We start from the raw sequence: 23,631 nt of genomic DNA on the forward strand, positions 1-23,631 counted from the left end.
GTTGTTTTTGAGATTAAAGGTAATATAAGCTGAGTACTTCAATGCTTCTAGACCTCGATCGGGTACACTTCGACACTTCACCTATGACAAGTTCTTTGAAGCTTCTTTTTGAAGCTATCAACCAAGCCCATAGTGAACATGACCTGCGATCGCATCTCGTGCCAAAAATTGGTGAGTATTTTGCAGCTCAACGCTGGGGGATTTTTTTCTTCGACCAACTTCCCTTAGCAGATAAAAGTTTTCAGAAAATCCTGAAAGTTGGGCTATCAATTGAGCATAATCCTGTTATGCGTTATTTAGTGGAGCGCCATTTTCCTGCCCACGATGCATTGGTGACATCACCCAAGGCTTGGAGAATAATTTGTCCGCGTCCCGATCATTGGCACGTAATGGCGGGACCAATCGTAAATTGCGGTCAATTAGTGGGTGTAGTGAGCTGCACCCGTGACAAGTCAATGCCTGCCTTTGATACACAAAATCTAGCTGATTTGAGTGCCATCTGTTTGCACTTATCTGTTTGGACTGCAACAGTGAGACCGCAGCACCAACCCTTGAAAAGCGATCGCTTAACGCCTCGTGAGTTGCAAATTGCAGAATTGGTGGCTTTGGGGCGAACTAACGCAGAAATTGGGAATGAACTTTGGATTACTGAAAATTCTGTGAAGCAAGCCTTAAAGCGAATGTTCCGTAAGCTTGAGGTTTCGTCTCGTGCAGAGATGGTTGCACAACTTTCAGCTACGAGACATTATTCACCGGAGGCAATCCTAGCTCCATTTGTGTAAAGTAAACAGTTTAGCTTAGACTGCTCTAATCTGAAGACCATCTCAACCACAACTACCTTAAATTCCTCGCAGACAACCTTGAGGCAGTGTCCACACCAAGATATAAAGCAGCCAACCTTCCTAGTCAGCGGCTGCCGATAACCGTTAAATCCCACACCAGCGGCTTGGGTCAGTCCACTGCATCAGCGTTGTTATGCTGCTCTCTGCTCACATCATGTATTGTGAATTACTTTCTCTAAAGGTATCAACCTCGTCTATAAGTCGGTTCCATGCACTAGCTCCCGTTCCTGTATATGTTCCCTGAATTTCGGCTAATATCTCGCCACCAATACATATGAGAAGAAAAGAATCTTTAGAATCAATCATTTGCTCAGGTACCAAGACTCCTTCTGGGCTTATTTCTGCATACAAGGCTTTATTTCGCAATTTAAATAACTCTTCTTCTCGAAACCACTTTGCAAAACGATTCTCATTTTCTCCATAAATCCGAGTGACACGCGAATTTATTAATAATGTTGTATAAACTGCATAAATGTACTTATTTTGATGCTTGTAAAAAGCTTTCTTGTCCAATTTTCCTGAAACTTTTTTGTTACCTAAAATAATAACTTTTCCTACTTCTTCAATTAACGAAATAGCGAAAAAAGTGGAAAGGGCATAATCACCTTCTTGGAAAAAACGCTGACTAAGCCTCCAGTATTTTTCAAGATGCTCTCGATGTTGTTCGCCAATCATACTCTAAAAAACTTTGTATCCAGTACTTAACTTTTACTCAAGTAACAGCATTTCAAAAACCGTTGCCTGAAGCGTGTCTACTCAACGCTTTCGCTGCACCTTGCTCGTCAGGAGATTCCTGCTTTTGATGTCTATCTCAAACAGAAAACAATTTCCAATTTCTCAAAAGCAATTTAATAGTTTATACCAAAATTAAAGATGCTGAATTAGCGCCATAGGATACAGCCCTAATCAAAGCCAGGGGAGTAAGAATCAAAGCCTCTCTCCTTGTAGGAGAGAGGTTTTGAGAGAGGTAAGAGTGTACCTCATCCAATCGAGAAAGGCGATATTTACGCGCAACCTATAAAGAGATCGCAAACGTCTTGCTTCGCTACGCTAACATCCCGTCACTGACTGCCACGCGGGGTAGCCGATGCTTAAAACTGCAAAGGATTTCCCAGGAAATGGTTCCTAAAGATTGTGCCCAGTCATCAGCAGATATTTGCAAACCTCCATCCTGCCCAATCAGCGTGACCACTTCCCCAGTCTGTATATCGGGAAGGGCACTCACATCCAACATCATCTGATCCATTGTAATCGCGCCAATCTGCCGTACCTGCTGACCCCGAATCAGGACAGTCATTTTATTCGAGAGGTTACGAGGAACTCCGTCCGCGTAGCCAATACCAACGATCGCAATGCGCGTTTCCTCGTCGGCAATAAATTGATAACCATAGCTAACACCTGTGCCAGGGGGAATCGTTTTCACTTGTGTTACTCGCGCTTTCACCTGCATCACTGGGTGGAGATCAACCGCATTTCGCAAGTGTTCAGCCGGGTAAAGCCCATACAAGGCAAGCCCCGCACGTACCCAATCGTAGTGTATTGATGAGTCTGCTAAGGTGGCAGCGGAGTTCGCTAAGTGTAAACAGGGTGGCTGAATTCCAGCATTCCGAAGTTGTGCGATCGCATCCTCAAAGCGCTGATGTTGCAGTCTCATAGTCGTGGGATCGGGACTATCAGCAGTAGCCAGATGAGAGTAGATACTAGCAATTTTCAGATAAGGTAATCGCTTGACTAGCTGAACAAATTGCGTTGCCTCTTGCCAAGGCATCCCCAACCGTGACATTCCAGTATCTAGCTTCAGGTGTACGGGTAAGGTTTTTTTCAACCCACTCAGCGTTTCAGAAAACATCCAAGCTTGTTCGGGGGTGCAGATTGTGGGTTCCAATTGCCAATGTGCGATCGCTTTCACTTGTTCAGGAATATTCATCGCCCCCAAAAGCAAAATTGGTGCTTCAATCCCCGCTTCTCGCAGTTGAATCCCCTCTTGCAACGTGGCAACACATAGCCCACGCGCACCCGCCTCTAACGCAATTCGAGCAACCATTGTTGCCCCATGCCCATAGGCATCCGCTTTCACCACCGCCATCAGTTGAGTTGGTGCTGACAACAGCTTTCTCAGTTGCCGCACATTATGGCATAAAGCCCCTTGATCAATCTCTACCCAGGCACGTTGACAAAGGTCGCCAAACGCATCAACGGTACGGGGAAATCCCTCTTCCAACTTTCTATGCGTCACCCCAGTCGTCCGCTGTAGCTCTTGCATAACAACTCACTCCTCACATAAATTTTTAAATTTTACTTTAGAATTCCTGGAGAACTAAGAAGTTGAGAAAGTTCCCCCTCGCCCAGTCTGAGGAAAGGGGACGGGCAGGTGAGGGCAAGAGATTGTTAGCAAAAAGCTATCACTATTTACGGGTCACTGTTCAAGCCATTCTTATCACTTGGACTTGGCAACTGGATGAAAAATTCACAGGTGTGAATGGACAAAATCACAACCGTGAATAGACAAACCTGAGCGGCTAAATCAATAATTAGATTAAAAGTAAAACTGATTAGAAGTTGAGAAGTTATAAAGAACTTTATCGCTCTCTAAAAAAGCTTTCCTATTGCCTGAAAAATAACCATTCTGCTTGAAGGCAGAAGAAACATTAAGCAATGAACTTGCTTAACACACTCGTATATGTGGTAAACATCTACCCGGAATGTATAGAAATGAACAAACGATACTGGCTAACTCAATTCAAGAAAAATGCTGTTGCGATCGCATCTATCTGTGCGTTGGTATTGGCTCCAACTGCCACTCCCCCCACCTTCGCCCGTTCGGATGATCCTGCTCCCACTCCCTACGCCCTTGCTGAAACAGAACTTCCCGAAAACTTCTACGTACTCTATCGCATCGTGGAACGGATAGCTCGTGCCAACAACCTCGACCAACATCCTTGGCGGGTGGTTATCGACTCCGAATACAACATCAATGCTCATGCCACCGATGCCAATTTGATTGTGATCAATCGAGGGCTACTCGACCAGTTGGCAGGGGATAGCTCCGCCGTTGCTTGCGTTGTCAGTCATGAAATGGCGCACCATGCTCATCGACACATTGCTATCCGTAGCAGTGAGTACGCCAAGGAGTTAGAGCAACTTGCTCGATTAAACCCCACTAGACGACAGCAACGCATGGCTGATTTGAATAAGCGCATGGGTCAGTTGAGTCGATTGCAAGAGTTAGACGCCGATGCCTCTGGGTATAAATATGCCGTCCAAGCAGGCTTTGAACCAGAAGGGTGTTTGCGTAGCCTGGATGTTCTCTCTCGATTACCCGGAAGCGGACACTCCAGTGAAAAACACCCATCTGTGCAAGAGCGACTTACGGCTATCCAATCGCTTATCAGGAAACGTCCTCCTGAGCAACTGGCATTGCTGGGTCGTCGGCATCTTCGCACGACTAAGGCTTTGACTTATTACTGGTCGGCAGATGAAAAGTGGTTACGGATTAATTCTAGGCGTGGTGACTGTTTTAAGTGTGACTTAGACCGCGTCTTAACCAATCGATGAGAAGTCGATGAGTTCTCGAAGAACTCACGCTCGATCTCACATGCTGCTCAAGCACTCCAATTTCTAGTTGCTCAGAACTATCTAGAGATGGGAATGAGGATTGGTAGTAGTGATAGTAGCAAGGTGATGTTTTTAGATCCCCTAGACGGATTGCATAAGTAGGAACGCTTTAGAGATAAGTAGGTACAGCCACCTAGAAAAAATTCATTTTTGCAGGAGATTGAATCATGCAGCTTAGGAAAAAATCTGAGTTCTCTCTAGACTCCTTGCCGAATGACTCTAATTCACCGCCGGATTTTCCTGTCCTTGATTCCCCTTCGACTTCAGAGGATAGCAAAAATTTGTTGCCCGATCGCTACAGTTCGCAGCATATAGACCTAAGCCTTCCAAACCTGCCTGGGGATAAAATTCCCAAGCAATACGGTATATCTGAAGGGGTGCCGATTAGATATCTAGAACAAATAACTTATCCATTTAAAAGGAGCCTTAAAAATGCCAAATGAAGTTTCAGAAAAAGGGGTTAATCGTTATTTATGTCTTTTGATTTTGATTATTTTTATCAGCATTCTCGGTGTTGGAGCTTTAAGTGTAGGAGCATTGGTTAACCATATGGATATCCTAACTTTTATCGCAAGTTTCAATACTAAACAAATAACAGTTGCCGAATTGCAGCAGGGTAAGGTGAAATCTGTGGTTTTAATTGATGTGCGATCGCCAGAAGAATACGTTGAAGACCACATCGGTCAGAGTTTGTTTGTCCCCCTAACATATATTGAAGCTGGAGTCGGCGTAAAGCGTATTCGTGATATTGCTCAAGCGAGTACCCAGTCTAATCATACTCAGCCAACTATCGTACTTTATTGTACATCCGGTATGCGATCGGTTAAGGCATACCAGAAGTTGGAAAAAACTGGGCTAAATTTGGTTGTCCTCAAAGGGAGTATCACAGCATGGCGAAAAGCTATACCTGCCCAAAAAGAGGCGGAGATATTATCTCGAATTGACATCATGTATCTGACGCACTCATCCGTCAGGGAATAAATTCCCAAAGCGAGTAGCTCAAGTCCTCGTGCATAGGACTAAAAGCTTATAGATAAAGTCCATTTAAATGGACTTTATCTATAAGCCCGGAAATTAATTTCCGGGCGTGATTGATTCCTCCATGATTAAATGAGGCTCGCTCTCTCGTCAATTAGCAACAGAGCGTTTCAGTCAACTGACATATAGGAAAGGAGCCGACAATGAAAGTCAAATTCAAAGCTAAGTACCTGCAATATCTCTTAAATAAAAATGAGAATCAAGGATTTAGTTGGGTTGATTTACTTTATGTCATTATCATTTTTGGGATTTTAGCAGCCATTGTTTTGCCTGGTATGTTCAGTCAGATTCATAAAGCCAAGGAATCAGAAGCTAGACATAATATTGGTGCAATGAACCGAGCACAGCAATCCTACTTTTTAGAGCATCAAAATTTTACTACTGATTTTGCTCAATTGAGACTAGGAATTAAGACAGAGACAACCAATTATAGCTACCGAATTCAGTTGGTTTCTCAAAACGGCTCCTTTCAACGATTAAATGGCAAATTATTACCTCGTCGTAATTATGTGATGAACATCGCCCAAGCTAAGAAACCTCAACTCACAAGTTACATCGGAATTGTGGGAACGGTTGTAGGCAACGTACATACTGGTGAATTACTTACCGTAGCAGATAGTTGCGAAAGTGATGAACCCACTACCCTACCTCCTCCTCTTGTAGCAACGGAAAATGGGGAATATCTTGGATGTCCTAAAGGTTACCACGGGCCGATTTGTTGGAAAGGTAAAGCGAAATGACAAAATGGTTGCAAAGAGGGTGTGAAGGAATGCTTCAGCCCTTTCTGTTCGGATGTTAAAGAACCACTTAAAAGCTATGTTGGGGCTGTTTTTGCTGTACCTGCTACTAATTTAGACCCCAAAGCAAATAAGAAGGAAATATTAACTGTAGCGATCGCATGTGAAGCAATACCCCCTAGTGCAACCCAACCAGCAGCACTAAAACTTCTGAAGGGTATTCCTACTTTCAGTGACATTCGACTTAAAATAAATAGCGCTGCAATAATCCAATCATCACCTCCGGCTGCTCCAGATGCGGCAATACGCCAGTTTCTGGAATCACCTCAAATCCTCGAATCATTTCCGGGTTCAAACCTGCCAAACGCTGCCCCAAATCTTGGCGAGTAAATTGAGCTTCTTCTCCCCAAAATATGACAGTCGGCACTGTTAGTTGCGGGATATAAAGGGACAAATCAAAGTATAAGTCACCCCTCAAAAAAGCTAACGCAGCGTATTCCCCATTGGGTTGCTGGGCAGAGGCTAAATAAGCCTCTACCATTTCCTGGGATACTCGTTCTGGCTTGGCAAACAGAAACTGCACCAGAAAGTTACTCACAGCTGCTTCATTCGTCGCCCCCAGACTATAAATCAGGTTGTTTAACAGGGGTATTCTAATTACATTCAGTGGCAATCTACGCCCAGCATCTTGCCCAAAGTCAGCAAATCCCGATGGACAAACTAGAAACAGCGCCTTGAACAATTCCGGACGTTCAATGGCAAGGCGAATCACCAAAGCACCTGTTAGAGAAGAGGCTACAACAGGTACTGGGGAGTCACTCACCTGGGAGAGAAACTCCGCCAGTGTCGTCAAATAGTCACTCACTTGATAATCTCGGATGGGGTGAGCTGATTGCCCCCAGCCAATTAAATCAGGAGCAATGACCCGGTACGTAGTCGCAAAAGCGGGATACACTTTAGACCACTCGTAAGCGGAAGCCCCACCACCAAAATTATGCAGGAAAATGAGTGGAGGTAAATTTTTCTCTTCTGGGCTATCTACCTTCCAAGGGGATGCAACGGGAGTATAGTAAACCATTGCACCCAAGGAGGTATCAACGACGTTTAGCCCAAATCCAGGGGGTTGAAACTGGAACATCAATATCAGGCTCGAAGCCTCAAGGAGATTTTAAGGGGTCAGTTATTGCTACTTTCCTATTACTAGGAAAAAGTCGCTTTCATTACATAGATTTTAAGATAGATTACACGATAATCGCTGAAGAATCTTCTGAGGGGTCTGCGAGTTCTGTAGAGATGGAGCTTGCTTGATTTTGTCGTGATAGAGCGAAATTAAAAAATCAATTTCTTTTCGGGCTATCTTCCGCAAGCGTTGGGGAAGTGTCGGTTCGACAATATCGTAGGTTTCTATAGCTTCTTCCAGCAAATCGAGAACTTCTTCAGGGATGGCATCCTGATACTGGGATGTCCTTTCCGCTGGTATCTCAGCCAACATCAATCCCATATCTTGCTCAGCAACAATTTCTAAATCTTTAAAGTCCATATTCATGTTTTCCTTACCCTGATTCAAGACGTTAATTTTCTTTGAAAACCCTTCTGTTACTACTAGTCTTACTGATGAGCGCGATAAGTGCAATAACTTAGACTGCACGTGAGCGTTTAACTCATTAATAGTTGAGCTAGCCCTGCTATGATTCATTGATTTTGCTTATCCTAAATCAAGCAAAACAGCAAGAGCTTAATCAATGGCTTGACTTGAAGTAGATGCTTTGTATTAAAAACATAAATATCTTTAATAGGGATTAAACTCCGCCTAAAGAACTATTTTGAGCCACACGGCTATTATTTGGTTAACATACATAACAGAACAACCCTGTCAGGTGTTAGTTTCAAATCTTTATAATCGATTTAGATTTTGAACAAAACCAACAGGATTTTGTGTAGGCGATTGAATTATGATCGCACAACTCTAAGTGTTAACAAGGTGTTAACAAGCTCATGAATAACCTAAGTCTACCCGATATCTTAGAACAAATTTTAGCAACCGACCGTGAGCCAGATGCGGTCTTTTCCGCTTTGCTGCCAGCTTTAGGCGAAGTGTTGCAGTGCCACCGCTGCTTTCTTTACCTACGTAATCCACACACTAAAATAGGTAAAATCGATTATTGTTGGCTTCGCAGCGATCGCTACCCCGATGTCACTGACTCAGACTGGAAAGCAGAACCAGAATCGTTGCCCGACGAAGATCCACTGTTTGCTGCCGCCTTACGTACCAAGCCGTCGATTTTTGTGGAAGATGTCGAGACGGCTAATCCAGAGGTAGTCAACCGAGATTTCGAGCGAAAAAGCTTTGGACACAGAGCCTTAATTCATTCCCACCTGTGCCAGGACAGCCTTTTATGGGGAATTTTGCAACCCTGTCTTTTCGAGCAGCCTAGAGTATGGACTGAATTTGATCGCTTCGTGATTACTCAAGTAGAGAAACAGATTACACCCTTTGCCATCACCTATGTAAAAGCAAATTGTCCTTAACAGATGAAATCGCATAAATAGGGTAAAGGTTAGCTCATTGAAATAGCCACAAGCATCAACTCAATGAATCATGATGCTTTTGGACGTTAACGGTCAAACCCCATCCTACCCACTCACTTCCAATTCGATACACTGAAGAAAACGCTAAAGAGGCGATTGTGACAAATCAAAATCGCTCCCCATGGGATGCTGGCAGATTTTTAGAAACACTGACCTACTTTGAGGTTATTCCTTTTCTGAGCTGCCTAAAGCGGCTATTTACAAATCGTGCCAAAAACAAAACAGAAACTCAGGGCGGAAGTCAAACAATGGGAGTGATACTCGTAGCTGGGGCAACAGGTGGCGTCGGGAAGCGAGTCGTGCGTCGTCTAATTGAGCATGATTATCCGGTGCGGGCGCTAGTTCGGGATGCTGAGAGAGCGCGGGAGATACTCGGCGAGAAAGTAGAACTGTTCGAGGCAGATATCACCCTCCCAGACACACTCACTCCTCAACTGATGAACAATGTTTCTGCTGTTGTGTGTTGCACGGGTGTCCGGGTGCAACCTGTTGAAGGGGACACCCCTGACCGTGCTAAATACTATCAAGGCATCAAATTCTATATGCCAGAAGTTGTGGATAGCCCGGAAATCGTGGACTATCAGGGTATCCAGAACCTCGTGCAAGCCGCCGCGAGAAGTCTGCCAAAAGCAGCGTCAACACTACTGTTTGATTTTAAAAATCCCACAGACCAATTAAAAGAAACTTGGGGAGCTGTCGATGATGTGGTGATGGGTGGAGTGAGTGAGAGTTCGATGCGACTGATTGAGCAAGCCGCTCTATTCAGTGGTAACGTCTCAACAGCCAACTCTGGGGGATTTGCTTCCGTTCGCACACGTAATTTTGACTCACCCCTAAATTTGACGCAGTACGAAGGCATCGAATTGCGAGTCAAAGGAGATGGACAGCGTTATAAGTTCATCCTCAGATCAGATGCTAAATGGGATGGTATTTCCTATTGTTATTCTTTCGATACCGAGAGCAACCAGTGGATTGATGTTCGCGTTCCCTTTGAGGCGTTGATTCCCGTCTTTCGTGCCAAAACATTGCAAGATGCTCCCGCCTTCGATTCCAGCCAAGTCTATGCCGTGCAACTGATGCTCAGTAAGTTTGAGTACGATGGGGGACTGAATCCAAAATTTGCACCGGGTGGTTTTGCCTTGCAAGTAGAAAGCATCAAAGCCTATGGGGGGGCGACTAAGCCACAGTTCATCATGATTAGCTCTGCTGGGGTAACCCGTCCAGGGCGTCCGGGGATCAATTTAGAGGAAGAACCCCCAGCGGTGCGGATGAACGACCAACTCGGAGGAATCCTCACCTGGAAGCTTAGGGGTGAAGATGCTGTACGCGAGAGTGGAGTAACTTACACCATCATTAGACCCTGTGCCTTAACGGAAGAACCAGGAGGAAAAGGATTAGTGTTCGAGCAAGGCGACAATATTCGGGGTAAAGTGAGTCGCGAAGATATTGCTGGACTTTGTCTTCAGGTCTTAGAGCAACCGAAAGCTTGCAACGTCACTTTTGAAGTGAAAGAAGTAGAGAGTTTTAATAGTTCCCACAACTGGGACAGTCTGTTCTCCAGTCTCAAACCAGAGAGTTGTGATACATGATTACACCTATATCGTTGCAAGTGAAAGGTTATCTTCAAAACCCCTAACTTTCAACTTTCAACTTTTAACTTTCAACCTTCAACCTTCAAACCCTAACTCGCAAGACGCTCAGAGGTATGAGGCTGCAACAGGGAAACTAACTCATTAACTCCCCGTTGTACGTATCGGGATACTGTGATGGGACTGACACCAATCTTTTTCGCCACTTCCTGACGAGATAAATCGTGGAAAAACACAAATTCAAGGGCGGCCTGTGTTTTTTGGTCTAGCTGACCGATGGCTCCTTGTAGCTGTTGTCGCTCTTCTTCTCGATGCTGCCAAGCTTCCTCTTGGGGATCGGTTAGCGTCTCTCCAAAAGTCGTTGGGCTATCCATTGTATGGCCTACCGTCGCATCCAAGCTTAAAGGAAAGCAATTTTGAGTCGCGAGCTTACTCTCTATCCACTCTTTGAGAGATATGTGTAGAGCTTGAGCAATTTCGGTATCTTTGGGGAGTCGTCCTAGAGTAATGGTTAATTCTTTCGTGACTCTTCGGCCTTCCCGCTGAATTTCCTGCCAGCGGCGAGGAATCTTGACAAGAGTACCCTTATCACGGATGAAATGTAGCATCTCACCGCGAATGTAGGGCATAGCAAACGAACTGAAGGCACAGCCTTGATAAGGGTTGAATCGTTCGATGGCGCGAATCAAGCCAATAAAGCCAATTTGTTGCAAATCCTCATAAGATTCGCGACACTGCCGACTGATTCGATAAGCAATCTGTCTCACCAGCCCTGCATTAAGCTGTACTAGCTGATTGCGAACTTTTATAGAAGGATTGCGATGGTAGGCAATCAAAAGTTCCATGCCCTGAAAACCTACAGACTGAGTTGCCATAATCCAAAAATTCCAGCAGTGGAAACCTCTCTCCTCAAGCCGACTTGGTTTTACCAAGCCATCTTGAACTCATTGTCTGTAGAGCCAAAGGATTACACCATCGTTGTTTTACGGAAATAAAAACTGTGAATTTTTTGACGTCTCCGCATAAATACGCAGATTTCACCCTCCCTGACTGATTCAGAAGACACCCAATCGGGCTTCAAACCAAGGTGCTAAAGCGGGTCTGTTCTTTTCTCTGCTAAGGTCTGCGGTTGTCAGTCACAATAGAAGCAAATAACAATTACTGTTTGTAAATCATCGGTAACGTTCCGAGGAATTCTCATGAGTAACACCAGTAACTTTCGTCAGGCGATTCGCGAAGCTAAAGGTCAATCGTTAGTTGGCCCTAACGTGATAGCCAACGCTCTGCCCTTCGTCGGTGGCGGACTTGTCTTAACGGCACTCGGCACCTACGGAGGTCTGAGTGTTCTCCGTTCCAACCCAGGACTATTCATGACCACCTTCTGGGTTGCCTTTATTGTTGAAATCGCTCTTTTCTTCGTCGCGAGTGGCGTTGCCCGAAAAGGGAACAATGGCGTTGCGCTGCCCCTGTTGGCGACTTACAGTCTGCTGTCTGGCTATACCCTCAGTGGTCTGGTATTCCTGGCTCTGAGAACACCAGGTGTGGGTTTAGCCGGGATTGGCTTTGCGGCATTGAGCTGTGGAGTCACCTTTATTGGTGCTAGACAGATTGGCTCCAATTTGTCTGATGAAGACGGCATGGCGTTAACCAAAACAGTACAACTTGGCATTATTGCCCTAGTTGTTGTGGTCGTCGCTCAGGTACTCTTGTCCTTCTTTGGCATCTACACTCCCTCTTGGTTAGAAATTGGGATTTCTGGCGTTGGAGTCTTGCTGTTTGTCGGTGCCGCTGTCGTGGATTTCTACATCCTGCCTCGCTCCTACCGTGACGAGGAGTATTTGCCTGCCGCACTCTCGATGTACCTAACTTACATCAACTTGTTCATCTTCATTTTGCGGCTGCTCATCGCCATTAACAGTCGGGATTAACCCAGTTCCATCAACCCAGTTGTGGGGGTACGGACTGCCGTACCCCTACTTTTGTTTTACGGGACAAACTCTAGTTACAATCGACAATGCAACCCTCAAGTGGTCGCGAAGGACTGCAATTATTATGGACGCATCAGACATTAAACGCGAAGTCGAAACGTTGTCGCACCGCCTGGGTAAAACCCAGGACTATCTTTGACGTTGCCGCTCTCAACGCCAAAATTCAAGACTTAGAGCAACTAGCGGCTCAACCCGATTTTTGGGATGATCAAAATGCCGCTCAGCAAACGCTGCAACAACTCAATGACCTCAAATTCAACATAGAGCAGTACAATCAGTGGCAAGCCAAGCTGGAAGACGCCAAAGCCGTTTTGGAACTGCTAGAACTAGAAGCTGACACCGCTCTGCTCACAGAAGCTCAAACCAACCTGAATCAGCTCAGCCACGAGCTTGACCGTTGGGAGTTAGAACAGCTCCTCTCTGGCCTCTACGACGCCAAAGGAGCCGTCCTCACCATCAATGCGGGAGCTGGGGGTACAGATGCCCAAGATTGGGCAGAAATGCTCCTACGCATGTACACCCGTTGGGCCGAGAAGCGCGGCTACAAAGTCCACCTGGCGGAAAACTCGGAAGGGGATGAAGCGGGGATTAAGTCCGCCACATTAGAAATTGATGGGCGTCATGCTTATGGCTATCTGAAAGCCGAGAAAGGAACCCATAGACTCGTGCGAATCTCGCCTTTCAATGCCAACGGCAAGCGTCAAACCAGTTTTGCTGGGGTGGAAATCATGCCGATGATTGATAATTCAGTTGAGCTGGACATTCCAGACAAAGATTTAGAAATCACAACCTCCCGTGCAGGCGGCAAGGGTGGGCAAAACGTCAACAAGGTGGAAACAGCCGTGCGGATTCGGCATATTCCCACTGGGGTGGCGGTGCGCTGTACAGAGGAGCGTAGTCAACTGCAAAATAAGGAAAAAGCCCTCGCGATTCTTAAAGCTAAGCTGCTGATTATTGCTCAAGAGCAACGCGCTAAAGAAGTTGCTGAAATTCGAGGCGACATGGTAGAAGCGGCTTGGGGTAACCAAATTCGCAATTACGTCTTCCATCCTTATCAAATGGTCAAAGACTTACGCACGAATGTGGAAACAACGGCCGTCAGCGATGTGATGAACGGCGACCTCGACCCCTTTATTGAAGCCTACCTGCGTCAGGAAAATCAGCTCATCTAAAATTTTCCCAGCCACATCCTCACTCAGGTTCCAGCTTGTGGCTGTGGTACATCCAAAATTCCAAATCGCTTGACCTTTGCAGAATGCGGTTGGTCTGCCTATAATTGAGCTGCAATTGTAAAGCAAACTGTTACATTAGAAACATAAAAAACCCTTACAACTAAACATATTGTTTTTTATGAGCCAGCCATCTTCACCAACCACTGACCAACAACAGAGTCCTCTTGAGGAGACAACGGTGGCAGGAGCCGCCTCAACTGAACCTAAACCCAGTTACGTCAAGCTCGCCATGCGTAATATGGTACGTAAGCGAGGAAAGTCCCTACAGCATTTCTTCCTGACTACTGTAGGTCTTTTAACTGTAATGGTTGGTCTTGCTTATCTCACCCGTTAAACCTCTAGCAACAAGACCTTAGGAGACAGGACTCAAGTGGAAGTCGAAGTGAATGTGCAGGATTATTTTTCCACAGCCTCTGAGCCAACCGCTACCGAGGCTGACTCCTTATCCTGCCCAATTTCCACCCAAACCTGGGAACGTTGGTTTGATCGATGGTTAGACACCCTACAATCCGATCTTCCTGCGGCTGACGGCTACGAACTAACGCTTCGTCTCACAGACGATACAGAGATTCAGTCACTCAATGCCCAGTATCGTCATAAAAATCAACCTACCGATGTACTCGCTTTTGCCGCTTTGGAGGTAAACTCTCCTCAGTTGCCGACTTCCATGCCGTTGTCTTTCCCTTTATATCTCGGTGATCTCGTGATCTCTGTCGAAACGGCTGAGCGGCAGGCTCAACAACAAGGGCATTCCTTAAAAACAGAACTAGCCTGGTTAGCTACTCACGGTTTACTCCATCTTTTGGGCTGGGATCATCCCGATGAAGAAAGTTTAAAAGAAATGCTGAATCAGCAGGAAATCTTACTTCAGACCGTGGAGCTAACTCTTTAGCGATGGTGATATCTACCGTTTATCAGTGTCCCTTCCCGATGGAATTTAAAGTCAATGGTGTCACAAAAGGCTCAATCTTCTACTTCCGAATACCTTACATCGCACTCCCTGTCTATACCTTCAGACCTGTCGATGCCCAAGCCAAACCAGTCCGATCCAGTTGTTAACCGAAACAGAGACTTCGCTTGGCAGATTGCCCCGACTTTATTCCTTAGTTTTAAATATGCCTGGACTGGAGTCCGCTATGCCTTTATTACCCAACGAAACTTTCGTATTCATACGATTATGTGCACCCTGGCCATTGGCTTGGGTGTTTTTTTACAGTTAAGTTCTGTGGAAATTGCCGTAATTTCTCTGACCAGTGGTCTGGTAATGGTGATGGAGTTGTTAAATACGGCGATTGAGTCGGTGGTTGACTTAACCGTTAAACAGTCTTACCATGACCTTGCCAAAATTGCCAAAGACTGTGCAGCCGGTGCTGTTCTTGTCTCGGCGATCGCATCCTTATTGGTCGGTCTAGTGCTGATTCTGCCACCGCTATTAACTCGGATTCAATCAGTTTTGTTTTAGTTATACAATGACGAGGACTCTCCATTTAAGGTATAATTAAGGGTTATCATTGCTCGGCTCGAAGGAGTAGGCTTTTTGATCATTGTTATTGACAACTACGATAGTTTTACTTACAACCTGGTGCAGTACCTGGGAGAACTCGGTGCACAATTGCCTGTGGCATCTGAAATTCAGGTCTACCGCAATGACAAAATCGACCTCAAGCAAATCGAAGCACTCCAGCCGGATGGAGTTGTGATTTCTCCGGGGCCGGGGCGTCCTGAAGATGCTGGAATCTCTTTAGATGTAATTCGTCAGCTTGGTTCGACGCTGCCAATTCTTGGGGTTTGCTTGGGTCATCAAAGTATTGGACAGGTCTTTGGCGGAAATATTGTCTCAGCCCCCGTGCTGATGCATGGCAAGACCTCTGAGATCTATCACACAGGTGTTGGGGTTTTCCGAGGATTAGCTTATCCCTTCATGGCAACTCGGTATCATAGTTTAGTGATTGAGCGCCAAAGCTGTCCAGATATCTTGGAAATCACGGCTTGGGTTGATGATGGCACTATTATGGGGGTCAGACACCGGAACTATCCCCACGTTGAAGGCGTCCAATTTCATCCAGAGAGTATTTTGACCGCTTCTGGCAAGCAATTGTTACAAAACTTTCTAGAATCACTGCCGACGTCACAAAAAAGTATGCAGTGTGTTCAAGAAGTGGGACCTAGCCCCGTGTAAGTTATGAAATATGAATAGGGTTATTGAATGCCCCGTCTCATTTTTTAATGAAGTGAAGCGGTAGTTTAACATTCATACTTTATACTTCATTCTTGACGCTTAAAGTCCTCTTCAACGTCAGTATTATCACAGGGGAATGAGTTCTAGAAAATATGAAACGGCGACAGTTAATGCGCTACGCGGGTGCAGGTTTGCTTACGACGATGGGCACAGTCATAGCTTCTGAATTTAGCCCATCTTTGGCACAAAAACCCAGTGGTGGGCTTTCAGTGCAATGGCTAGGGCATACCTGCTTTTTATTTAGTGGAAATGGGTTGCGAATTTTAGTCAATCCCTTTCGGCCGATAGGCTGCACCGCTGGGTATCGCCCACCGAAAGTAGCCGCTGATTTAGTCCTGATCAGTAGCCAGTTGCTGGATGAAGGAGAAATCGAGGGACTACCAGGAGATCCTCAAATCCTCTATGAACCCGGTGCTTATAAGGTGAGCGGCATACAATTACAGGGAATTAGTATCGCTCATGATCGCGAGGGTGGACGCCGATTTGGCAACAATGTCGCTTGGCTATGGAATCAAGGCGGTATCAAGATTCTGCATTTAGGAGGAGCCGCTGCACCCATTGATCTGGAGCAGAAAATTCTGATTGGGCGTCCTGATCTGGTGCTAATTCCAGTCGGCGGTGGCTCCAAAGCTTATAATCCTGAAGAAGCCAAGCAGGCTGTGAGTGCACTCAATCCCAAAATGGTGATTCCGACTCACTACCGTACCCAGGCGGCTGATGCCTCAAATTGTGAGATTGTTGCGGTGGATGAGTTCTTAACGTTGATGGATGGGATGACAGTACGTCGCGCCAACAGCAATGCGATCGCGCTTAAGTCATCGGATTTGCCGGAGAACGGCTCAGTGGTTCAATTGCTGAGTTACAACTTTTAGCTTAATCCGCACGAAGCGTCACGCTGTACTACGCTAGAGCGTTGGTTCGATTAATGGTAGGGGCAATCCCTCTGTGGTTGCCCCCTCTCAATTACCGAGAAGAATGCAATATTTGATATTTTTCTGAATAAAGCGCATTAAATTCATCATTGGGTAATAAACCTAATGGATCGAGAGCCAAATGTTTTTTAATTCCATTCACAAAATACATATCAATATTTCCCTTATTTTTAGCAGCAATTTTTCCCCGATAATCACAATCAAAAAAATCTTTCACCAGATCATAAGTTGGCTTAGAGATATTAATACAACCCGGAAGGCTTGATGATTCCAATCGGGCGGCTATATTCACCGTGTCTCCCCAAACGTCATAAGAAAATTTTTTCTTGCCAATCACACCAGCGAGTAAGGGCCCAGAATGAATTCCCAAGCGAATTTCCCAAAAAGGTTGCTGCTTTTGCATTTTTTCATATCTCCGCCAACCCATAAAAGCTTTAATTTGTAAAGCGGCGAGGACAGCATCAAGAGCATGAGTAGAGCTAGGAGTGGGAATTCCGCCAACACACATATAACTATCACCGATCGTTTTTAATTTTTCCAACTTGTGGGTTTCAGCCACCATATCAAAGAATGAAAAGCAATAATCCAGTTCACTCACTAACGCTTCAGGAGTGAGTTGTTCCGCGAGTCGAGTGAAGTCTTTGAAATCCGTAAATAAAATAGAAGCAGACTCATAATGAACCGGTTTGACTTTACCCGTTTGTTTGAGTTCCTCAGCAATCTTTTGGGGAAGAGTATTCAAAAGCAGTTGGTCAGATTTGCGCCTTTCTTGTTCTAATTCAGAATACAGTTTATTCATCTCCTCCAGCAGTCGATTCATATCCTCAAAGCGCTTGGCATTTCGGATGGCTGTTGCAACTTGTACAGCCAGTAAGTGAACAATACGTAAATCTTCTTGAGTGTAGGCGTTTGCAAGTGTGGTGGCAAAGTTAAGTGAACCCAGAATCTGATTTTCGCTTTCCAAAGGAATAATAATCTGCGAAGGATAAGCAGCTAGAAATGTTTTGATATAATCTTGAGGGTTGAGCTGAGGCTGTCCCGTTCTCAAGGCACGACCAATTGGTTTTTCTTCTAGGAAATCACAGGCGTTATATTCTATTTCAGGACCAAATAGCTTGATCAGGCGGAAAGAACTGTCATAGTTCTGGAGACAAACACTACAGTGTTTGAAGTCAAGCAACCATTTGGCTTGCTTGCCGACGATTCGCAAAATTTCATTTAAATTGAGGGAGCGGTTAATCGCATTAGCAATTTCATTCACCGCCGCAATGCGTACCGATAGGGCTTGAACCTCAGTGATGAGGTGTCGGGTTGTCTCGATGAGTTGCTCCCGATCCTGAGCTTCTAAACTTTTGCTATTAATTGAAAAAGGGTTAGAACTCATCTAAAAACATCCAAAAAGTCCCTATTTTCAGCGTCGAAACTTGATTCAAACAAATAATAGGGAGCAAAGTTAGTGAAGAATTGTAGGATGGAGTTTCACGTTACTCTATTCATACTATTGAGCCGAGCCAGGACGGAGGCATTTACAACTGAGCAATTTACAATTGATCAATTTCTAATGCGATCGCATCCGTGTATTGATTAACTTCTGTAAATAAATTCGCCGTCGTAATCAGTTCAAAGATTTCTGCTGAGTCTAGTCCCAACTCTTCCAACTGCTGGTAATGGGCATCCGTTAAATGCTGGGGTTTAGTAGCCGCAAGTAGCCCAAAGCGAATCACTGCTTTTTCTCGTTCCGGCAGTGGGCAGTTGTCAAAATCCGCAACCAGCATCTGAAGCACTTCTTCACTAATCCCCAGGGCGGATAATCCATGCAGGTGAACTTGGAGAGCATACTGACTCTGATTCGCTTGGGAAATTGCTACACCAATCATTTCCTTAATCGTGCGTGGCACATCTCCCTGAAGGATGATTGAGCGAAATTTTTTCCAACTGGCTTCTAAAAAGTCAGGATTGCTCGCCATCGATTTGAACAAATTTGGAACCATACCAAATCCTAACTCTGTGCGAATTTCCTCATAGACAGCCTTGACCTTTGGATCAGTTACATGTTCATAGTCTTCGATCGGAAAATGTGCCATGTCTACTTCCTGTGCTAATAAATGTGGATACAAATTTATTGTGCGAATGGATGTGGGTAGATCACACCTGATTTCGGCAGATATGCCCCTCACTCAGGAGTGATAGAAGTTCTAAATCTATGAACTTTCAGTAGAATGCCTGTAGGGTTTGAGTAAAATACCTGGTAACGCACCCTGGTGGCGAAAACCAAACTGACCTGAAAAATGCAACCCCCTAAAGCATCAAAATAATAACTCTGGCAGACCTTTGTCCAGTGAATTGACTTAAGTCGTTAAAATCACAAGATAAGCTTTAGATCCTCGCAAGTTAGAGAAAACAAAAACAGATATGATTCCGCAAACCGAGTACACAGAACGTCGCGAACAGTTGATGGCGAAGATTGGCAATGGTACCGCCATTTTTCGCAGTGCCCCGGTTGCGGTGATGCACAATGATGTAGAGTATGCTTATCGACAAGACAGCGACTTCTTTTATTTAACAGGGTTCAATGAACCCGAAGCGGTAGCAGTACTCGCGCCGCATCATGAAGAACATCGATATATTCTATTTGTTCAACCTAAAGAATGGGACAAAGAAGTCTGGACAGGTTATCGGACGGGGGTGGACGCCGCTAAGGAAAAATACGGTGCAGATGAGGCGTATCCCATCGCGGAACTGGGTGAAAAGTTACCAAAGTATTTAGAAAAGGCCGATCGCATTTATTATCACTTAGGGCGCGATCGCCAGTTCAACGATTGTATTATCACCCACTGGCAACGGTTGATGGCAACGTATCCCAAGCGTGGCACAGGCCCGATTGCGATTGAATCCACCCATCCCATTCTCCATGCCATGCGCTTAATCAAAAGCCCAACGGAGTTGGAGATGATGCGAAAAGCGGTGGAAATTTCCGTTGAAGCCCACAACCACGCACGGAAGTTTACCCAACCCGGACGCTATGAGTATGAAGTCCAGGCTGAGTTAGAACACATTTTTCGCTTGCGGGGTGCCTTGGGGCCAGCCTATCCCTCGATTGTGGCGTCGGGGATTAATAGCTGTATTTTGCACTACATCGAGAATAATCGGCAGATGCAAGATAATGACTTACTGCTGATTGATGCGGGTTGTTCCTATGGGTACTACAACGCGGATATTACTCGTACCTTTCCGGTAGGTAACAGCTTTACCCAAGAGCAAGGAATTCTGTATGAGCTGGTTTTGGAGGCGCAGTTGGAAGCGATCGCGCAAGTGCAACCCGGAAACCCCTACAATTCATTTCATGATACCGCCGTGCGGGTATTAGTCGAAGGGTTGATGGATTTGGGACTGCTCGCGGGGGATATTGAAGAAATCATCAAAGAAGAGAAGTACAAACCGTTCTACATGCACCGTACCGGACACTGGCTGGGGTTAGATGTTCACGACGCCGGTGTTTATAAGCATGGCGAAAATTGGCAAACATTACAACCGGGTCATGTAGTAACAGTGGAACCGGGACTGTATATTGGTCTTGACGCTAAACCGGCGGAAGGGCAACCAGAAATTGATCACCGTTGGCGCGGCATAGGGATTCGGATTGAGGATGATGTTTTAGTCACCGAGTCGGGACATGAGGTGCTGACGGCAGCAGTACCAAAATCCATTGAGGATATGGAACGGTAAGAGGGAAAAGGGTGCGTGAAGAAGGCAGAAGGCAGAAGAAGGAAGGCAGAAGGCAGAAGAAGGAAGGTTCCGTTCTCTTTACTCAATCACTTCTTCTTGTTCCCTCTGCCACTGAGTTAACACTTCACTAGGATTAAACCCTCTGTACTGAAGATAGTTCCATAACTTTGCTTTGGTTTTCGCCTCGATGGCTCGGAAGTCATCAATTTTGTACTTTCGCATCACTTTAGCCTTTAAATCATCCAGTTCTCCGGTTTGCTCTTCATCAATTTGTGACTCCCAGATTTCCTCAAATACATCGGCATTAATTCCCTTTTCACGGCATTTGCGCTTAATCACAGATTTTCCATATTTGCCGTGATAAGAAGTAATCATACTTTCGACTATGCGAGTATCAGATTGATAATCTTTACTCTGAAGTTCCTGAATTGCTTCAGCGATTTCATCTTGTTCAAATCCCTTTTCCTTGCCTTTCTTAGTGAGTTCATAAGCGCTGTAATCTCGGCGAGATAAGAGTTGGTAGAAATAATCTAAGCAAGTCATTTATTTTAAGAGTTTATAATCCAGAAAAAACCTATGTTATTACAATTTTAATAAAAACACTCAGAGCTAACTTTTTTATAAATTGAGACAATATAGCAGTCGCCAAGGCAATTCGGACTCTCGCCAAATCGTGAAGCCTTGACCCATTAATATGCATCCCTTCTGCCTACTCTTGCGGAGAACGCTGCGCGAACTGCCCTCTGCCTTTTGCCTTTTGCTATAGAAAGCGAAAACCCAGCCATCCAAGACTGGGTTCTGTCGCTAGGTTGATGAAGAATAAGTAGCTTGATGTTCTTGAGGACTCTTGCTTTACCCATGAGTCTGGTGTTGACTACTTTTATGCATGGGTTAATGCTTTATCGTTTAGGCAATCATCCCAGCCTTGGAGTTTTAAGCTTTGTCGATTATTTTCTTGGCCTTATCTTTAAGGTCTTCTCTGGCATTCATGGCTGAAGCTTGCACCTGCTTCATTTGGCCTTCTCTTTTTTGTCTTTCGTTGCCTGTCAACTCTCCAACAGTTTCTTGGACTTTCCCTTCCAAGTTTTTGGCAATTGCTTCCACGCGCTTTTCAAGACTCATGTTGAACTCCTTTCCTGTGGAAATACTAAAAATTTGCCTTTCTTCCAAGGCACACCCTGTTGGGAGATTGGCTACCCAATTCTGGGTTTCAGCTTTCATACTATATCAGATAAATTAAATTTATACATCTGTCTAAAGAGAGGTTTTATACCCTCTTCAATCAATAAGCCAAAGGCTGGAGGGAGTAAGGCGGAGAAGTGAACTCCAGTGGTGCACGAGTTTCATGAACCAGTTGCAAGCATTCTCTAATATCATCGCCTTCCCAAGTGCCTGCAAACTTTAAAAGGTCATCAAGAGTAGTGCCTGATAAAGTAGGAGTATCTGTAGTTTTAACAGGCGATGTTTCTGATGAGTCGGTTTTAGTTTCTGTCGTTGCCTGATGTTGTTTGTATTGCAGAGATTCTATGAAGTCAGCAACTAAAGCTAGAGACTCCGGGGTGATATTCTCCAGGGATTGGGTGATTTGCTGTCGAATTTCAAAAGTATTCATTGAGATAGGAGAAGTACACGAGTTTTCACACGGCTGGTATACCCTGAGTGTACTATCTTGATTTAGTGTTAGCGGCGATCGCACTTCTAGTTGGTGTCAGATGCGATCGCACTTTTCGAGTCAAGCTTGTAGGCGATTCCCTGTGGGATAGCTAACGCTTCATGCATTTCCCCTAGCTATCCAGTTGAAACCCACAGCCCTTCATCATTGCGTCGGAAGCATTCGACTCGCTGCCGCGTTTTGGTAATCCTCTGCCTAAAGTTGGGATTGAGCCGAGATAATTGAAGCGCAGCGACGGTCAGACTTAGCTTTCCTGCTTCGGAATGATCGAGATGCCGCCATTGCGCTCTAGCACCGCGTACTTGATCTGATCCATCCGCTCCAACCCTTGCAAAATGCGTGCGGCTATCAGGACATCCGCCTCGTCCACTCGCACCTTTTTCATGCGATTCAATAGCGGTCGCCCCTCCTCAACAATGATCAGAGGTTCATCTTCCAGAATCTTCTCAATTCTCTGCGATCGCTGCTTCAATAGGGACAGACCAATATCGATTCCAACCAACGTCACGATGACCAAGAAAGCATTGGTCAGCGAAAAATCCTGACCCAATAGTGCTTGCTGAGTCGCCTCACTTATAATCAGCAGCAGTATCAAGTCAAAGGTTGTGATCTGGGCGATGGAACGCTTTCCACTCAGGCGGAAGATTAACAACAAGAAGAAATAAATAGCAGAAGCTCGTAGAACGGCATCCATTGTGACCTCCTCACGCTAGGTAGCAACACCACTATCGCTGCTAAGGGTAGATAAACTGACTAAAGTTAAGCGGCTGTTTCTCTGCCAATCCCACTTGACCGGATAGCAGGCCAACTTGTTGTGTCTGTAGGTAAAATGTAACCGCTGTCGGTTGGTTGAGTTTGGCTGTATGGAAGACATAGGTTAGCCGATCGGGTTCAGCCTCAACCCGCTCTGGCTCTGGGATGACCTCCTGAATCTGAACCCCTTCTACGTAATTGCGGTTCAGCCAGACACGAACTTGACCTTCCCGCTCAACACCTGGTTTGATGTGAATCCGCAGCCTTGTCGATGCTTCAAAGCGTCCAAAGCGCTTGTATTCCAGTTGTAACGGATCGCCCTTCCCGCCTGTAGTTGCGCTACTCAGTGGTCCAGAGCCAAACAGCCCTAGAAGTGCCGCTAGTGCCACTAGCCCCATCGCTACCCAACCGACTCGCTGCACTTTCCATGAGCGACGCTGGTAGTCAAGATCCTGGATGAGGTGAATATCACCATTCACCTGCTTAATTTTCGTCACCTTTGTTACCTTCGCTTACGTCAACTCAGTCCCTTGCATTCGAGCTGCTGTTCTATTAAACAAAGTAACTGCTACTGTTTCCCACATTTTCTACCAACGGATTAAACTACCTTTTACCGAAAGAATGAATTAATGTTAATTGTGTTTGTAAAAAGGTATACAACAACAATTGATTGGGTATG

General features: G+C 45.3%; 29 protein-coding genes and 1 pseudogene. 17 read left to right on the plus strand and 13 right to left on the minus strand.

The genetic code is table 11. The features are described 5' to 3' along the window. The first annotated feature begins 83 nt into the window (after window positions 1–83). On the plus strand, window positions 84–782 hold the full coding sequence (locus NDI48_08670; protein ID MEP0831281.1) for a LuxR C-terminal-related transcriptional regulator: 699 nt from the start codon (window positions 84–86) through the stop codon (window positions 780–782). A 207-nt stretch (window positions 783–989) separates the two neighbouring features. Here NDI48_08670 and NDI48_08675 read toward each other — a convergent pair whose 3' ends face one another. Both NDI48_08675 and alr read right to left on the minus strand, forming a co-directional pair. Further along, a complete protein-coding gene (locus NDI48_08675) occupies window positions 990–1,517 on the minus strand; it encodes an AbiV family abortive infection protein (GenBank protein MEP0831282.1) in 528 nt (175 codons plus the stop codon). 370 nt (window positions 1,518–1,887) lie between these two features. Next, window positions 1,888–3,105 carry an alanine racemase gene (alr, locus tag NDI48_08680; protein ID MEP0831283.1) on the minus strand — a complete coding sequence of 406 codons (1,218 nt, stop codon included), beginning with the start codon at window positions 3,103–3,105 and terminating at the stop codon, window positions 1,888–1,890. A gap of 62 nt (window positions 3,106–3,167) precedes the next feature. On the opposite strand from alr, the gene NDI48_08685 reads away from it, so the two are divergent. From NDI48_08685 to NDI48_08710, 6 genes and pseudogenes are all read left to right on the plus strand, one after another. Beyond that, a complete protein-coding gene (locus NDI48_08685) occupies window positions 3,168–3,347 on the plus strand; it encodes a hypothetical protein (GenBank protein ID MEP0831284.1) in 180 nt (59 codons plus the stop codon). A gap of 207 nt (window positions 3,348–3,554) precedes the next feature. Then, entirely contained in the window at window positions 3,555–4,397 is an 843-nt protein-coding gene (locus NDI48_08690) for a M48 family metallopeptidase (protein MEP0831285.1), read from the plus strand. Between the two features lie 42 nt (window positions 4,398–4,439). Further along, a pseudogene (locus NDI48_08695) lies at window positions 4,440–4,559 on the plus strand (paraslipin). Window positions 4,560–4,624: 65 nt separating this feature from the next. Further along, the gene (locus NDI48_08700) at window positions 4,625–4,900 is read left to right on the plus strand and encodes a hypothetical protein (protein MEP0831286.1); all 276 of its coding nucleotides are present in this window, start codon (window positions 4,625–4,627) and stop codon (window positions 4,898–4,900) included. After that, the gene (locus NDI48_08705; GenBank protein ID MEP0831287.1) at window positions 4,890–5,438 is read left to right on the plus strand and encodes a rhodanese-like domain-containing protein; all 549 of its coding nucleotides are present in this window, start codon (window positions 4,890–4,892) and stop codon (window positions 5,436–5,438) included. Before NDI48_08700 ends, NDI48_08705 begins: the two co-directional genes overlap by 11 nt. 200 nt (window positions 5,439–5,638) lie before the next feature. Next, the gene (locus NDI48_08710) at window positions 5,639–6,235 is read left to right on the plus strand and encodes a hypothetical protein (protein MEP0831288.1); all 597 of its coding nucleotides are present in this window, start codon (window positions 5,639–5,641) and stop codon (window positions 6,233–6,235) included. A gap of 74 nt (window positions 6,236–6,309) precedes the next feature. Here NDI48_08710 and NDI48_08715 read toward each other — a convergent pair whose 3' ends face one another. The 3 genes from NDI48_08715 to NDI48_08725 all read right to left on the minus strand — a co-directional run bounded on the left by NDI48_08715 (window position 6,310) and on the right by NDI48_08725 (window position 7,772). Then, window positions 6,310–6,471 (minus strand): hypothetical protein, encoded by a 162-nt coding sequence (locus tag NDI48_08715; protein ID MEP0831289.1) that lies wholly within the window; start codon window positions 6,469–6,471, stop codon window positions 6,310–6,312. Between the two features lie 5 nt (window positions 6,472–6,476). After that, window positions 6,477–7,370, minus strand: a complete 894-nt coding sequence (locus NDI48_08720; protein ID MEP0831290.1) for an alpha/beta hydrolase — start codon at window positions 7,368–7,370, stop codon at window positions 6,477–6,479. A 93-nt stretch (window positions 7,371–7,463) separates the two neighbouring features. Then, a complete protein-coding gene (locus NDI48_08725) occupies window positions 7,464–7,772 on the minus strand; it encodes a hypothetical protein (GenBank protein MEP0831291.1) in 309 nt (102 codons plus the stop codon). 455 nt (window positions 7,773–8,227) lie between these two features. Here NDI48_08725 and NDI48_08730 point away from each other — a divergent pair, with 455 nt between their 5' ends. Both NDI48_08730 and NDI48_08735 read left to right on the plus strand, forming a co-directional pair. Then, window positions 8,228–8,761, plus strand: a complete 534-nt coding sequence (locus tag NDI48_08730) for a GAF domain-containing protein (protein ID MEP0831292.1) — start codon at window positions 8,228–8,230, stop codon at window positions 8,759–8,761. Between the two features lie 158 nt (window positions 8,762–8,919). After that, window positions 8,920–10,410: a CIA30 family protein gene (locus tag NDI48_08735; protein MEP0831293.1), complete on the plus strand. Its 1,491-nt coding sequence runs from the start codon at window positions 8,920–8,922 to the stop codon at window positions 10,408–10,410. Window positions 10,411–10,502: 92 nt separating this feature from the next. Here the strand turns inward: NDI48_08735 and NDI48_08740 are convergent, their stop codons facing one another. Beyond that, window positions 10,503–11,285, minus strand: coding sequence for an RNA polymerase sigma factor SigF (locus NDI48_08740; GenBank protein MEP0831294.1), 783 nt, complete (start codon window positions 11,283–11,285; stop codon window positions 10,503–10,505). Between the two features lie 324 nt (window positions 11,286–11,609). Here NDI48_08740 and NDI48_08745 point away from each other — a divergent pair, with 324 nt between their 5' ends. From NDI48_08745 to NDI48_08775, 7 genes are all read left to right on the plus strand, one after another. After that, a complete protein-coding gene (locus NDI48_08745; GenBank protein ID MEP0831295.1) occupies window positions 11,610–12,338 on the plus strand; it encodes a Bax inhibitor-1 family protein in 729 nt (242 codons plus the stop codon). 124 nt (window positions 12,339–12,462) lie between these two features. Continuing rightward, window positions 12,463–13,570, plus strand: a protein-coding gene (prfB, locus tag NDI48_08750) for a peptide chain release factor 2 (protein ID MEP0831296.1) whose coding sequence is annotated in 2 segments (ribosomal slippage) — window positions 12,463–12,534 and window positions 12,536–13,570 — 1,107 coding nt in all. Because the reading frame shifts where the segments join, the coding sequence is not laid out codon by codon here. A gap of 178 nt (window positions 13,571–13,748) precedes the next feature. Then, window positions 13,749–13,964 carry a DUF3285 domain-containing protein gene (locus NDI48_08755; protein MEP0831297.1) on the plus strand — a complete coding sequence of 72 codons (216 nt, stop codon included), beginning with the start codon at window positions 13,749–13,751 and terminating at the stop codon, window positions 13,962–13,964. A 36-nt stretch (window positions 13,965–14,000) separates the two neighbouring features. Continuing rightward, entirely contained in the window at window positions 14,001–14,522 is a 522-nt protein-coding gene (ybeY, locus tag NDI48_08760) for an rRNA maturation RNase YbeY (protein MEP0831298.1), read from the plus strand. A gap of 54 nt (window positions 14,523–14,576) precedes the next feature. Further along, the gene (locus NDI48_08765) at window positions 14,577–15,092 is read left to right on the plus strand and encodes a diacylglycerol kinase family protein (GenBank protein ID MEP0831299.1); all 516 of its coding nucleotides are present in this window, start codon (window positions 14,577–14,579) and stop codon (window positions 15,090–15,092) included. A 75-nt stretch (window positions 15,093–15,167) separates the two neighbouring features. Continuing rightward, window positions 15,168–15,809, plus strand: coding sequence for an aminodeoxychorismate/anthranilate synthase component II (locus NDI48_08770; GenBank protein ID MEP0831300.1), 642 nt, complete (start codon window positions 15,168–15,170; stop codon window positions 15,807–15,809). Window positions 15,810–15,961: 152 nt separating this feature from the next. Then, entirely contained in the window at window positions 15,962–16,741 is a 780-nt protein-coding gene (locus tag NDI48_08775; protein MEP0831301.1) for an MBL fold metallo-hydrolase, read from the plus strand. Between the two features lie 91 nt (window positions 16,742–16,832). Here NDI48_08775 and NDI48_08780 read toward each other — a convergent pair whose 3' ends face one another. Both NDI48_08780 and NDI48_08785 read right to left on the minus strand, forming a co-directional pair. Continuing rightward, window positions 16,833–18,185 (minus strand): GAF domain-containing protein, encoded by a 1,353-nt coding sequence (locus NDI48_08780; protein ID MEP0831302.1) that lies wholly within the window; start codon window positions 18,183–18,185, stop codon window positions 16,833–16,835. Between the two features lie 157 nt (window positions 18,186–18,342). Beyond that, window positions 18,343–18,885: a peroxidase-related enzyme gene (locus NDI48_08785; protein ID MEP0831303.1), complete on the minus strand. Its 543-nt coding sequence runs from the start codon at window positions 18,883–18,885 to the stop codon at window positions 18,343–18,345. Window positions 18,886–19,213: 328 nt separating this feature from the next. Here NDI48_08785 and NDI48_08790 point away from each other — a divergent pair, with 328 nt between their 5' ends. Then, window positions 19,214–20,527 carry an aminopeptidase P N-terminal domain-containing protein gene (locus tag NDI48_08790; GenBank protein MEP0831304.1) on the plus strand — a complete coding sequence of 438 codons (1,314 nt, stop codon included), beginning with the start codon at window positions 19,214–19,216 and terminating at the stop codon, window positions 20,525–20,527. A gap of 78 nt (window positions 20,528–20,605) precedes the next feature. Here NDI48_08790 and NDI48_08795 read toward each other — a convergent pair whose 3' ends face one another. The 5 genes from NDI48_08795 to NDI48_08815 form a co-directional block, all read right to left on the minus strand. Beyond that, complete coding sequence (locus tag NDI48_08795; GenBank protein ID MEP0831305.1) at window positions 20,606–21,070, minus strand: recombination regulator RecX; 465 nt, start codon at window positions 21,068–21,070, stop codon at window positions 20,606–20,608. Window positions 21,071–21,460: 390 nt separating this feature from the next. After that, window positions 21,461–21,649 carry a CsbD family protein gene (locus NDI48_08800; GenBank protein ID MEP0831306.1) on the minus strand — a complete coding sequence of 63 codons (189 nt, stop codon included), beginning with the start codon at window positions 21,647–21,649 and terminating at the stop codon, window positions 21,461–21,463. A gap of 160 nt (window positions 21,650–21,809) precedes the next feature. After that, a complete protein-coding gene (locus NDI48_08805; GenBank protein MEP0831307.1) occupies window positions 21,810–22,139 on the minus strand; it encodes a hypothetical protein in 330 nt (109 codons plus the stop codon). Window positions 22,140–22,443: 304 nt separating this feature from the next. Further along, window positions 22,444–22,893, minus strand: a complete 450-nt coding sequence (locus NDI48_08810; GenBank protein ID MEP0831308.1) for a DUF421 domain-containing protein — start codon at window positions 22,891–22,893, stop codon at window positions 22,444–22,446. A 40-nt stretch (window positions 22,894–22,933) separates the two neighbouring features. Beyond that, on the minus strand, window positions 22,934–23,449 hold the full coding sequence (locus NDI48_08815; GenBank protein MEP0831309.1) for a hypothetical protein: 516 nt from the start codon (window positions 23,447–23,449) through the stop codon (window positions 22,934–22,936). Window positions 23,450–23,631 lie beyond the last annotated feature (182 nt).

The sequence above is a fragment of the Microcoleus sp. AS-A8 genome (genome assembly GCA_039962225.1).
GTDB lineage: Bacteria > Cyanobacteriota > Cyanobacteriia > Cyanobacteriales > Coleofasciculaceae > Allocoleopsis.